Source organism: Streptomyces sp. NBC_00510, from assembly GCA_036013505.1.
Taxonomy (GTDB): domain Bacteria; phylum Actinomycetota; class Actinomycetes; order Streptomycetales; family Streptomycetaceae; genus Actinacidiphila.
Genome location: CP107851.1, coordinates 3,649,766 through 3,662,684, shown reverse-complemented (window position 1 = coordinate 3,662,684; position 12,919 = coordinate 3,649,766). Strand labels below are relative to the sequence as shown.

The 12,919-nt window shown below is 72.3% G+C and carries 7 protein-coding genes; 2 read left to right on the top strand and 5 right to left on the bottom strand.

Translation table 11 applies throughout. The features are described from left to right. Positions 1–36 precede the first annotated feature (36 nt). From OG937_16060 to glgX, 5 genes are all read right to left on the bottom strand, one after another. Positions 37–2,412, bottom strand: a complete 2,376-nt coding sequence (locus OG937_16060) for a M4 family metallopeptidase (GenBank protein WUD73097.1) — start codon at positions 2,410–2,412, stop codon at positions 37–39. 339 nt (positions 2,413–2,751) lie between these two features. Continuing rightward, positions 2,752–4,638, bottom strand: a complete 1,887-nt coding sequence (locus OG937_16055) for an ABC transporter ATP-binding protein/permease (GenBank protein ID WUD73096.1) — start codon at positions 4,636–4,638, stop codon at positions 2,752–2,754. Then, positions 4,635–6,479, bottom strand: a complete 1,845-nt coding sequence (locus tag OG937_16050) for an ABC transporter ATP-binding protein/permease (GenBank protein WUD73095.1) — start codon at positions 6,477–6,479, stop codon at positions 4,635–4,637. Before OG937_16050 ends, OG937_16055 begins: the two co-directional genes overlap by 4 nt. 34 nt (positions 6,480–6,513) lie before the next feature. Beyond that, positions 6,514–7,737, bottom strand: coding sequence for an MFS transporter (locus OG937_16045; GenBank protein ID WUD78761.1), 1,224 nt, complete (start codon positions 7,735–7,737; stop codon positions 6,514–6,516). A gap of 111 nt (positions 7,738–7,848) precedes the next feature. Continuing rightward, the gene (glgX, locus tag OG937_16040; protein WUD78760.1) at positions 7,849–10,044 is read right to left on the bottom strand and encodes a glycogen debranching protein GlgX; all 2,196 of its coding nucleotides are present in this window, start codon (positions 10,042–10,044) and stop codon (positions 7,849–7,851) included. A 349-nt stretch (positions 10,045–10,393) separates the two neighbouring features. Between glgX and OG937_16035 the strand changes: the two genes are divergently transcribed. Both OG937_16035 and OG937_16030 read left to right on the top strand, forming a co-directional pair. Then, positions 10,394–11,530 (top strand): Ig-like domain-containing protein, encoded by a 1,137-nt coding sequence (locus OG937_16035; GenBank protein ID WUD78759.1) that lies wholly within the window; start codon positions 10,394–10,396, stop codon positions 11,528–11,530. A 202-nt stretch (positions 11,531–11,732) separates the two neighbouring features. After that, the gene (locus tag OG937_16030; GenBank protein ID WUD78758.1) at positions 11,733–12,911 is read left to right on the top strand and encodes an Ig-like domain-containing protein; all 1,179 of its coding nucleotides are present in this window, start codon (positions 11,733–11,735) and stop codon (positions 12,909–12,911) included. Positions 12,912–12,919 lie beyond the last annotated feature (8 nt).

The following is a 12,919-nucleotide window of genomic DNA, read 5'->3' as shown; positions in this document are numbered from 1 at the left end:
GGCCGGGGCCCGGCGTGCGCTGTCAGCCGACGGGGGTCAGCTGCTGGTGTTCACCGCGGTGTCGTCGACCACGAAGCTCGTCTGCAGCGAGGAGTCCTCGGTGCCGGTGAACTTCAGGGTGACGGTGGAGCCGGCGAAGGAGTTCAGGCTGAAGGACTTCTGGGTGTAGCCCGTGGCCTTGTTGAGGTTGGAGTAGGTGGCCAGGGTGGTCGACCCGGCCGTGACGGTCAGCTTGTCGTACTGGGTGCTGGTGGTCGTCTCGGCGGAGTCGATGTGCAGCCAGAAGGTGAAGGTCGCCTTGCAGCCGGCCGGGATCGTCACCGACTGGGTGAGCGTGTCGGTGTGCGTCGAGCCGTAGCCGTCCAGCCACGCCTTGTACGAACCGCCGTGGGCGGCCTGGCTGCTGGAGTTGGTGATCACACCGCTGGTGGCCGTCCAGGAGGCGCTGCCGGACTCGAAGCCGGGGTTGCCGAGCAGCTGGCTGGAGGCGCAGCTACCGGGGGTGGTGACGGTCCAGGTGAAGGAGGCGGTGCCGGTCTTGGACGCGGAGTCGGTGACCGTGACCGTGGTGTTGTAGGTGCCCGCGGCGGACGGGGTGCCGGAGATCAGACCCGTGGAGGCGTTGATCGACAGACCGGAGGGCAGGCCGCTCGCCGCGTAGCTCAGCGCGCCGCTGTTGGTGCTGCTGGCCTGGATCTGCAGGCTGGCGGCGGTGCCGACGGTGCTGCTCTGGTTGCCCGGGTTGGTGACCGTGACGCCCGAGACGGGCGCGTGGCTGCCGACACCGATGCCCGCGAAGGCGTTCTGCACGCCCGCGTACTGGGCGGAGCCCGCGCCGTACAGGGCCGTCGCGGCGTTCAGGGCGGCGGTGCGGGCGGCCGCGTAGTTGGTGCTGCTCGTCATGTACGTGCTCAGCGCCTTGTACCAGATCTGCAGCGCGGCGGCGCGGCCGATGCCGGCGACGGCGATGCCGTCGGCGGTCGGGCTGTTGTAGCTGACCCCGTTGATGACCTTGGCGCCGCTGCCCTCGGAGAGCAGGTAGAACATGTGGTTCGCCGGACCCGAGGAGTAGTGGACGTCCAGGTTGCCGATCCCGGAGTACCAGTTGTCGGGCGACGTGCCGTCGCGGGACGGCTTGTCCTGGTAGCGCAGCGGGGTGCCGTCGCCGTTGATGTTGATCTCTTCACCGATGAGGTAGTCACCGATGTCGTTGCTGTTGTTGGCGTAGAACTCGACGCCCGTGCCGAAGATGTCGGAGGTCGCCTCGTTCAGGCCGCCGGACTCGCCCGAGTAGGTGAGGTTCGCGGTGGCGGAGGTGACGCCGTGGCTCATCTCGTGGCCCGCGACGTCCAGCGAGGTCAGCGCGTGGGTGTTGCCCGAGCCGTCGCCGTAGGTCATGCAGAAGCAGCTGTCGTCCCAGAAGGCGTTGACGTAGCCGCTGCTGTAGTGGACCCGCGAGTACGCGGCGACACCGTCGTTGCGGATGCCGCTGCGGCCGAAGGTGTTCTTGTAGAAGTCCCAGGTCGTCTGGGCGCCGTAGGCGGCGTCGGCGCCCGCGGTCTGGGTGTTGGAGCCGGTGCCGTCGCCCCAGACGTCGTCGGCGTCGGTGAACAGCGTCCCGGTGCCCGAGGTGCCGCGGTTGAGGTTGTACGTCTTGTGGCCGCCGCGGGTCGTGTCGTACAGCTGGTACGTCGAGCCGGACAGCGTCGTGGTCAGCGACACCTGGCCGCTGTACTGGGTGTTGCCGGTGCCGGTCTTGATGTCCTGGTACCGGTAGAGCTCCTTGCCGGTCACGGCGTCGGTGACGACGTGCAGCCGGCTCGGCGTGCCGTCGTCCTGCAGGCCGCTCACCACGGTCTCCCAGGCGAGCTTCGGCGTGCCCTGGCCGGCCCAGATCACCTTGCGGGCGTCGTCGGCGGCGGGCGCCTCGGCCTTCAGCGTCTTGGCGGTCTTCAGCGCGGCGGTCGTCGCGGCGGACTCGGCGACCTTCGGCGTCGTCGAGGCGACCGTGATCCTCTGGTTCGTGTTGAACGTCGTGCCGACCGTGCCGGTGCCCTTGGCGGGCGTGTGCACCACGAGGTCGCCGCCGAGCACGGGGAGCCCGGCGTAGGTGCGCTCGTAGCGGGTGTGCAGCGCGCCGTCGGCGTCCTTGACGACGTCCTTGACGACCAGCTTCTCCTTGCTGCCCAGACCCAGCGACTGCGCCGTGACGGCCGTGCGGTCGCTCGCGCTCTTGATGAGCGCGGTGCGCTGGGCGGGGGTGAGCTTCGCCTCGAGGGCTCCGGTGCGGAGCTGGCTCGTGTGGGGGGCGGCGTTCGCCGTGGCGGAGGTGGCCGGTATGCCGACGGCGATGAACGCGGCGGTGGCGACCACACTGGCGGCCGCGACTGCCTTGCGGGGGGATCGTCTCACTCGGACTCCTACTGCGTCGGCCGCGGTTGGCGGCCGGGGACAGCCGGGCAGACGGGGTGTGCTGCCCGGGCGGAACTAGCCGTGCGGGTGGGACGTGCGGAGTTCGGCCGGTGCGTCAGCACGAAGCGGTGCGGTGTGTGGGCGTACTGACGGCCGACGGGGGGAAGAGTGCCACTGTTCATGGCTTGGTGTCATGTACGTGGCGAGAAGTTGGCCGAATTCGTCCTTTGAGGGGGACGTCGGGTTCGCATTCCGGACAGGGCGGGGCGAAGCGTGCCGGAAAGAGGCGGGGGCGTGCGGGGCCGGCCGGCCCCGCACGCCCCGGCAGGTGCCGGTGGCTCAGACGAGGCTGTCGCGCCAGGCCTGGTGCAGATCGGCGAAGCGGCCCGCGCCGGAGACGAGTTCGGCCGGGGTGCCGTCCTCCACGACGCGGCCCTGGTCCATCACCAGCACCCGGTCCGCGATCTCCACCGTCGACAGCCGGTGGGCGATGATCACGGCGGTGCGGCCGCGCAGCACCTCGCGCATCGCCTGCTGCACCGCGCGCTCGCCCGGTACGTCCAGCGAGGAGGTCGCCTCGTCCAGGATGAGCACGGCCGGGTCGGCGAGCAGGGCGCGGGCGAAGGCCACCAACTGGCGCTGGCCCGCCGAGATGCGGCCGCCGCGCTTGCGGACGTCGGTGTCGTAGCCCTCGGGCAGCGCCGCGATGAAGTCATGGGCGCCGATCGCCCTGGTGGCGCCCTCGATCTCCTCACGGGTGGCCTCCGGACGGCCGATGGCGATGTTCTCGGCGACCGTGCCGGAGAAGAGGAACGCCTCCTGGGTCACCATCACCACCCCGCGGCGCAGCTCCGGCAGGGCCAGCTCGCGCAGGTCCACCCCGTCCAGGGTGACCCGGCCGTCGGTCGGGTCGTAGAACCGGGCCAGCAGCTTGGCCAGCGTCGACTTGCCCGCGCCGGTGGCGCCGACCACCGCGACCGTCTGCCCGGCGGGCAGCCGCAGGTCGAAGCGGGGCAGCACCTCGCCGCCCGTGCGGTAGGCGAAGCGGACCTGATCGAAGACGACCTCGCGGCCCGGGATGCCCGCCTGCGTGGCCGGCAGCGCCCGCGGTGTCTGCGGCTCGGGCACCGTCGGCCGCTGGGCCAGCAGCCCGGCGATCTTCTCCAGCGAGGCGGCCGCCGACTGGTAGGAGTTGAGGAACATGCCGAGCGGGTCGATCGGCGCGTACAGCCGCCGCAGGTAGAGCACGAACGCGGCGAGCACGCCCAGCGCGAGCGAGCCGGAGGCGACGCGGTACGCACCCCACAGGACCACCAGCGCCACCGAGGTGTTGGCGATCAGCCAGGAACTCACGGTGAAGCGGCCCATCTCCAGGATCGCGTCACCGTTGGCCTGCCGGTGGGCGGCGTTGAGCTCGTCGAACGCCTCGTCGTTCGCCTTCTCGCGGCGGAAGGCCTGTACGGGCCGGATGCCGTTCATCGTCTCGGTGAAGCGCACGATGACGGAGGCGATCGCCGCGGAGCGGCGTGTGTAGACCGTGGCCGACCGGCGCCGGAAGATCCGGACGGTCACCACCAGCGGCACCGCGGTGGCGAGCGCGAACAGGCCGAGCCCCCAGTCCAGCCACAGCAGGACCGCCGAGATGTAGAGCACCGACAGCCCGACGTTCAGCAGCTCCTGGAGGCCCTCGGTCAGCAGCTCCCGGATCGACTCCACGTCGGAGGTGGCGCGGGCGATGATCCGGCCCGAGGTGTAGCGCTCGTGGAAGTCCAGGCCGAGCGCCTGGGCGTGCCGGAAGATCCGGCCGCGCAGGTCGACCAGCACGTCCTGGCAGACCCGGCCGGCCTGCCGGACGAACGTCCGCTGCAGGAGACCGCCGGCGACGGCGCAGCCGATGTAGCCGACCGCGACCGCGATCAGCGGTCCGTGGTCGTCGCGGCGCAGCGCCGGGATGGCCCGGTCGATGGCCACCGCGACGATGAGCGGGCCCGCCTGCACGGCCGCCTGCTGCAGCAGCAGGACCACGGCCGCCAGCCACACGCGCCGCCGGTGCGGCCCGACCAGTTCCCGCAGCAGGGCGCGTGACGCCCCCTCGGGCGCCGGGAGCCGGTCCCGGTCGAAGAGGTCGTCCTCCCTGGCCTGCCGGGCCTCCTCGGTCTCCCGGTGCCCCGCCGGTTCCCCGTCGGCCGACTGCTCGGCAGGCTGCGACTCCGCGACGGAGGTCATCGGGTGCTGCTCCCTTCGAATTGCGGACGGTCCGGCGCGGCGGGCGCGCTCCCGTCCTGGCCGGACATCAGGCGGCGGTAGGCCGCGGAGGAGGACAGGAGTTCCTGGTGGGTGCCGACCGCGGTGACCCGGCCCTCCGACAGCAGCGCCACCCGGTCGGCGAGCATCACCGTGGAGGGGCGGTGGGCGACCACCAGCGCCGTCGTGGTGGCCAGCACCTGGCGCAGGGCCGCCTCGACGAGGGCCTCGGTGTGCACGTCGAGGGCGGACAGGGGGTCGTCCAGCACCAGGAAGCGGGGGTGGCCGACGACCGCGCGGGCCAGCGCGAGCCGCTGCCGCTGACCGCCGGACAGGCTCAGGCCCTGCTCTCCCACCTGGGTGTCCACCCCCTGCGGCAGCTTGTGGACGAAGTCGCACTGGGCGATCTCCAGCGCCCGCAGCAGGTCCGTCTCGTCTGCGTCGGGAGCGCCCATCAGCACGTTCTCCCGCACGCTGGCGGAGAACAGGGTCGGTTCCTCGAAGGCCGTCGCGACCAGGGAGCGCAGCGCGGACCGGGTGAGCTGAGCGGCGTCGGTGCCGTCCAGCGTGATGCGGCCGCCGGTCGGCTCGTACAGCCGCGGGATGAGCGAGGTCAGGCTCGTCTTGCCGCTGCCCGTCGCGCCGACCAGCGCCACGGTCTCGCCGCTGCGGATGTGCAGGTCGATCCCGGTGAGCAGGTCGGGGCTGCCCTCGGGGGCGTCGGGGTAGCGGAAGCGCACGGCGCTGAAGCGGATGCCGTCGGCGGGCCGCCCGTCCTCGCCCGGGACCGGGCCGGTCCCCGTCCCCGAGCCGGTCTCCGGCGGGACCTCGGTGTCCAGGACCTCGAAGACGCGGTCGGCGGCGGTGGCCGCCTCGTTGCTGAAGGAGAGCAGCCAGCCCAGCGACTCCACCGGCCAGCGCAGCGCGAGCGCCGTGGACAGGAAGGCGACCAACGTGCCCGCCGACAGGTCGCCGTCGGCGACCTGCACCGCGCCCAGGACCAGCGCCGCGCCCAGCGCCACGTCCGGCAGCCCGGTGATCACCATCCACAGGTCCGCCAGCAGCCCGGCCTTGCGCAGCTCGGTGCCGCGCAGTTCGCGCGACTGCCGGCGGAAGGTGTCGGCCTGGCTGCGGTGCCGGCCGAAGGCCTTGATGATGCGGATGCCGAGCACCGACTCCTCGACCAGCGTGGTCAGGTCGCCGACCTGGTCCTGCGCGGTGCGGGAGGCGACCTGGTAGCGCGCCTCGAAGTACGAGCAGAGGATCACCAGCGGCACGACCGGGCCCAGCAGGATCAGCCCCAGCGACCAGCGCTGCACGAACAGGATGCCGAAGCCCGCCGCGATGGTGGCCGTGTTGACCGCCAGGAAGACCATCGGGAAGGTCAGGAACATCCGCAGGATCTGCAGGTCGTTCGTGGCCCGCGAGAGCAGCTGCCCCGAGCCCCACCGGTCGTGGAAGGACACCGGCAGGCGCTGCAGCCTCCGGTACAGCTCGGCCCGCATCCCGGCCTCCAGCGCGGCCATGGGGCGCGCCACCAGCCAGCGCCGTACGCCGAAGAGCCCGGCCTCCAGGAGACCGAGCAGCAGCACCAGCCCGCCGCCGAGCCACACCCCGGACGGCTCGTGGTCGGCGACCGGGCCGTCCACGATCCACTTCAGGACCAGCGGGATCAGCAGCGCCAGGCAGGACGCGACCACGGCCACGCCCGCGGAACCGAACAGCCGGTGGCTGACCGGCTTCACGTACGGCCACAGGCGCAGCAGTGAGCGCACGGCGGATCGGGAACGTTCGGGCGCGGGTTGGTTGGTCGACTCAGGCATCGTTTCAGAGACTACGTGCGACCACCGACAACGCTCATCCGGATTTTCGGCCGAGGTTGCGCACGGCGGGCACCGCCAGCAGCGCCACGCACACCAGCAGGGTCACCGCACCCCCGGCCACCAGCACCGGGCGCGCCCCGAAGACACCCGCCGCCGGCCCCGCGAGTGCCTGGCCGACGGGCAGCATGGCGACCGAGCCGGCGACCTCGTACGCGTGGATGCGGTTGAGGATCTCGCCGGGCACCTGGGTCTGGACGCTGGTGGCCCACATCACACTCCAGAACGCCCAGGCCGTCCCGGCGACCAGCACCGCCGCCGCGACCGCCGGCACCGGCAGCCCGGCGCCGACCGCGGCCGGGTAGAGCGCGAACCCGAACAGCGCCACGGCCCCGCCCCGCAGCGGCCGGGCCGGCCGCAGCCGTATCGCCAGCAGCCCGCCGAGCGCGGTGCCCGCCCCCAGGGCGGAGGAGACCAGCCCGTACGCCTTCGGGCCGTGCGCCGGCAGGATCTCGCCGGCCGCCAGCGGGGTGACCGGGCCCATGACGAGGATCATGAAGCCCATCCAGATGACGATCACCGACCACATCCAGGTGCGGGCCCGGAACTCCCGCCACCCCTCGACCAGGTCGGCCCGGAAGCTGCTGCGCCGGGCGGCGTCCCGGGGCTCCCGCGCGGTCCGGGCCGGCAGCCGGAGCAGCAGCAGGCAGACGGCGCTCACCGCGTACGTGGCGGCGTGCGCGGCGAACACCCCGCCCGCCGAGGTGAAGGCCACCAGCACGCCGGCGAGCGCCGGGCCGGCCAGCGCCATCAGCGACTCGGCGGTGCGGACCACCCCGTTGGCCTCCTGGACGTCCCGGGCCACCTGGGGCACCGTGCTGGCCACCCCCGGCTGGAACATGGCGCCCGCCACGCCGTTGACGGCGCCGATCAGGCAGATCTGCCAGAGCACGACGTGCCCCGAGAAGAAGAGCCAGGCGGCCAGGGACTGCGTGCCGACCCGCACCAGGTCGGCGCCGATCATCAGGCCGCGGGCGCTGAACCGGTCGGCGAACACGCCACCGAGGACGACCAGCCCGGCGAAGCAGGCGGTGAAGGAGGCCATGGCGTAGCCGATGTCGCCCGCGCCGTAGCCGTGCTGGAGCAGCCCGGCCGACAGGGCGACGGGCAGCATCGAGTCGCCGAGCATGGCGACGCTGCGGGCGGTGAAGTACAGGCTGAACCCCCGTGACCACAGGCGGTCCCGGGGGGCGGCCGGCAGGGCGAGGCCGGAGGCGCACGGCGGCGAGGGCGGAGGTGCGGAGGTCACGGACGACCAGTGTGGACTGGACCAATTGGCCGAGTCCACACCTTTGCCGCCGCGTCTCGTCCCTCAGACGGCGCGCAGCAGCAGCACCGTCCTGCCCGGCACGGTCAGCGCCTTCCCGCCGCGGTGCCGGCTGCCCGGCGCTTCCGTCTGGTCCTCGCGCGAGGTGTCGAGCAGCAGCTCGTACTCCCTGGCCCACGGCCCGCCCGGCAGCGTGAAGCGGACCGGGCGGTGCGAGGCGTGGAAGACCGCCAGGAAGCTGTCGTCGGTGACCGGGCGGCCGCGCGCGTCGCGGTGCGGGATGTCGGCGCCCGACAGGTACATCCCGAGCGTGGACGTGGGGCTGTACCAGTCGCCGTCGGTCATCTCCCGGCCCTGCGCGGTGAACCAGGCCAGGTCCCGCAGGCCCTCGGCGGACTGCGGCCGGCCGGAGAAGAAGGCCCTCCTGCGCAGCACGGGGTGGGCGCGGCGCAGCGCGATCAGCCGGGCCGTCAGCTCGCGCAGCGAGGCCCAGTCCGGCTCCTCCGGCAGCGACCAGTCCAGCCAGCTGATCTCGTTGTCCTGGCAGTACGCGTTGTTGTTGCCGCCCTGGGTGCGGCCCGTCTCGTCACCGGCCACCAGCATCGGCACGCCGGTCGACAGCAGCAGCGTCGAGAGCATGTTGCGCAGCTGACGGCGGCGCAGCCCGCCCACGGCCGGGTCGTCGGTCTCGCCCTCGTGCCCGCAGTTCCAGGCGCGGTTGTCGTTGGTGCCGTCGCGGTTGTCCTCGCCGTTGGCCTCGTTGTGCTTGCGCTCGTAGCTCACCAGGTCGCGCAGGGTGAAGCCGTCGTGCGCGGTGATGAAGTTGACCGAGGCGTACGGACGGCGCCCGCCCCAGGCGTACAGGTCGCTGGAGCCGGACAGCCGGTACCCCAGGTCGCGCACGTCGTGCTGGGTGCCGCGCCAGAAGTCCCGGACGGTGTCGCGGTAGCGGTCGTTCCACTCCGTCCACAGCGGCGGGAAGGCGCCGACCTGGTAGCCGCCGGAGCCGACGTCCCAGGGCTCGGCGATGAGCTTGACCCGGCGCAGCACCGGGTCCTGGGCGATGACGGCGAGGAAGGGGGAGAGCATGTCGACGTCGTGCATCGACCGGGCGAGCGCAGCGGCGAGGTCGAAGCGGAAGCCGTCGACGCCCATCTCGGTCACCCAGTAGCGCAGGGAGTCGGTGATCAGCCGGAGCACCTGGGGCTGGACGACGTGGAGGGTGTTGCCGCAGCCGGTGTAGTCGGCGTAGCGGCGCGCGTCGCCCGGCAGCCGGTAGTAGCCGCGGTTGTCGATGCCGCGCAGGGAGAGGGTGGGCCCGAACTCGCTCCCCTCGGCGGTGTGGTTGTACACGACGTCGAGGATCACCTCCAGCCCCGCGTCGTGCAGGGCGCGCACCATCCGCTTGAACTCGCCCACCTGCTGTCCGCGGGTGCCGGTGGCGGCGTAACCGGCGTGCGGGGCGAAGTAGCCGATCGAGTTGTAGCCCCAGTAGTTGCGCAGGCCCCGGCGCAGCAGGTGGTCCTCGTGCGCGAACTGGTGCACCGGCAGCAGTTCGACGGCCGTCACGCCGAGGCCGGTGAGGTACTCGATCGCCGCCGGGTGCGCCAGCCCGGCGTAGGTTCCGCGCAGTTCGGGCGGGATGCCGGGGTGGCGCATGGTGAAGCCGCGGACGTGCAGCTCGTAGATGACCGAGTCGGCCCAGGGCGTCTTGGGCCTGCGGTCGTCCGTCCAGGGGTCGTCATCGTCCACCACGACGCCCTTGGGCACGTACGGGGCCGAGTCGCGGTTGTCCCGCACGGTGTCGGCGACCTCCTGCTCCGGCCAGTCGCGGACGTGGCCGTACACCTCGGGGGGCAGCGTGAAGTCGCCGTCGACCGCCCGCGCGTACGGGTCCAGCAGCAGCTTGGCCGGGTTCCAGCGGGCACCCGTCCACGGGTCCCAGCGGCCGCCGACCCGGTAGCCGTACCGGTGGCCGGGCAGGACCCCGGGCACGAAGCCGTGCCAGATCTCATGGGTCAGCTCGGTCAGCGGGACCCGGGTCTCGGCCCCCTCGTCGTCGAACAGGCACAGCTCCACCGACTCGGCGCCGCCCGCCCACAGGGCGAAGTTGGTGCCCGGGCGTCCGTCGGGGCCGGTGTGGAAGCGCGCCCCCAGCGGCTGCGGGCTGCCCGGCCACACCAGGGTGTCCCCGGCCCCGGCGGGCCCCGGCACGGCCGGCGCGGTCTCCGGGCGCGGCAGCGGCACGGCCACGGGGGCGGTCCGGTGGCCGTTCGGGCGCAGCTTTCCGGCCCGGTCGACCGATTCGTCCTCGCGCGTCTCCGACACGTGCTCGCCTCCTGCGGCTCGGGGGACGCCGGACCCGGCCGGCGCCGGCCGTGCCCGTGCGCGGCGCGGTGTCCCTCCGCGCGCGCGTCGCGCCCTCCCGCTTTACCTTCCCGTTCACCCTGCGGCGTCACACGCGTGATCGATCGGACGCGTCGGAGACGTTTCCCCGGGGCCGTCCGGTCGTTGACCGAGCGTGACGACTGCGGTGCGGCGCGCTCTGCGCGCGGGGGCGGGGCTTGCCACCGCCATGTGGCTGGCGGGGATGCTGACGGCGTGCGGGCTCGGGTTCGGGCCGGCGGACAGCGGTGCGGTGGCCGACGACACCCCGAAGGTGTCCGAGGCGAGGATCAGGATCACTCCGGGGGACGGCGCCCGTGACGTGGAGGCGGACGACCCGCTGACGGTCGAGGCCGAGGACGGCCTCCTCACCTCCGTGCACGTCGAGGACGGGGAGGGGGAGGTGGTCGAGGGCGTGTTCACCGCCGACCGCTCCCGCTGGCACGCCCGGTCCAGGCTGTCGCTGTCGGAGAAGTACACGGTGGACGCCGTCGCCGAGGACACGGGGGGCCGGCGCGCCGCCAAGCACGCGGTGTTCACCACCCTCGTCCCCCAGAACACCCTCATCGGCTACTTCACCCCCGAGGACGGGCAGACCGTCGGCACGGGCATGATCGTCTCCCTGGACTTCAACCGGCCGGTCGCCGACCGCGCCGCCGTCGAGCGCGCCGTCCGCGTCGCCTCCTCGCCCGCCGTGGAGATCGCCCCGCACTGGTTCGGCGACCGGCGCCTCGACTTCCGCCCCCGCGAGCGCTGGGTCCCCGGCACGAAGGTGACGCTCTCGCTGCGACTGCTCGACGTGGAGACCGGCCCCGGGGTCTACGGGGTGCAGTCCAAGGACGTCACCTTCGACATCGGCCGGGACCAGACCAGCACCGTCGACGCCGCCGCGCACACCCTGACGGTGCGACGCGGCGGGCAGGTCACGCGCGTCCTGCCGATCTCGGCGGGCGCCCCGTCCAACCCGACGTACAACGGCGTGATGGTCATCTCCGAGAAGCTCCGGTTGACCCGGATGAACGGGGACACGGTGGGCTTCGGCGGCGAGTACGACATCCCCGACGTCCCGCACGCCATGCGGCTCACCCGCTCCGGCACCTTCGTGCACGGCAGTTACTGGGCCACCCCCGGCACCTTCGGCGCGGCCAACACCAGCCACGGCTGCGTCGGCCTGCTCGACGTGAAGGGCGGCGGGACGGCCACCCCGGCGGGCTGGTTCTTCGCGCACTCGCTCGTCGGCGACCTCGTCACCGTCGTCAACTCCCACGACCGCACCGTCGCTCCCGACAACGGCCTGGGCGGCTGGAACATGGCCTGGGAGCAGTGGGCGGCCGGCGGCTGAGGCCGGGCCCCGCGACTGGGACGGAACGGTGACAATACCGGGATCCACAACACCGGTTCCGTGTGGTTCTCTAAGCGCTAGGTGAGGGGGACTCACCCTTGGGCCACGGGGCCACGGGCCGGTTTTGGGGAGACGTGAGTTGAAGGCGATACAGGGCGCGCCGGGCGCAAGGCGGACCACCTTGGCCCTCGCGGTAGGGGCGATGCTGCTCCTGGTCAGCGCGTGCGGGGGCAGCGCCAGCGGCGACAGCAAGGGCGGCGACAAGGCCAGGCCCGGTGCCTCGGCCTCGCAGGGCGGCAAGGGGGACACGACCGAGTCGCAGGCCGTCGTGACCATCGCGCCCGAGGACGGGGCCGACGAGGTGGCCACGACGGGGGACCTCAAGGTCACCGCCGGCAAGGGCAAGCTGACCTCGGTCGTGGTGAAGAGCGGCAAGGGCGACCCGGTCGAGGGCAAGATATCCACCGACGGCAGCAGTTGGGAGCCGACCGAGACGCTCGGCACCTCCACCGAGTACTCGGTGGACGCGATAGCCAAGGACGGCGCGGGCCGCGAGTCGGCCAAGCACGCGAGCTTCACGACGGTCACCCCGAAGGACACCTTCATCGGCTTCTTCACCCCCGAGGACGGCCAGACGGTCGGCGTCGGCATGCCGGTCTCGCTCAAGTTCAACCGGGCGATCACCGACAAGAAGGCGGTCCAGGACGCGATCGAGGTGACCGCGAACCCCTCGGTCCCCGTCGTCGGCCACTGGTACGGCGACCAGCGCGTCGACTTCCGTCCCGAGAAGTACTGGGCGAAGGGCACCAAGATCACGCTCTCCCTGCGGCTGAACGGGGTCGAGGGCGCGAAGGGCGTCTACGGCACCCAGTCCAAGGACGTGCACTACACCATCGGCCGCAGCCAGGTCAGCATCGTCGACGCCGCCAAGCACACGATGAAGGTCTACCGCGACGGCAGCCTGCTGAAGACCATCCCGATCACCTCGGGCGGGCCCGGCACGACGACCTACAACGGCAAGATGGTCATCACCGAGCGGTACAAGGTGACCCGCATGAACGGCGACACCGTGGGCTTCGGCGGTGAGTACGACATCAAGGACGTGCCCAACGCCCAGCGCCTGACCACCTCGGGCACCTTCATCCACGGCAACTACTGGGCCTCGTCCGGCACCTTCGGCAACGCCAACGTCAGCCACGGCTGCGTGGGCCTGCGGGACGTGCGCGGCGGCAACGGCGACACCCCGTCCTCGTGGTTCTACAACAACTCGATGATCGGTGACGTCGTGCAGGTCAAGAACTCCCACGACAAGACCGTGCAGTGGTGGAACGGGCTCAACGGCTGGAACCTGCCGTGGAGCCAGTGGACCCCCGCCTCCTGACGCGCCCC

Bases quoted from the DNA above. Each gene is read 5' to 3' on its own strand.
- OG937_16055 (WUD73096.1), bottom strand. From the start codon at position 4,638: ATGACCTCCGTCGCGGAGTCGCAGCCTGCCGAGCAGTCGGCCGACGGG.
- OG937_16035 (WUD78759.1), top strand. From the start codon at position 10,394: ATGCTGACGGCGTGCGGGCTCGGGTTCGGGCCGGCGGACAGCGGTGCG.
- OG937_16050 (WUD73095.1), bottom strand. From the start codon at position 6,479: ATGCCTGAGTCGACCAACCAACCCGCGCCCGAACGTTCCCGATCCGCC.
- OG937_16030 (WUD78758.1), top strand. From the start codon at position 11,733: ATGCTGCTCCTGGTCAGCGCGTGCGGGGGCAGCGCCAGCGGCGACAGC.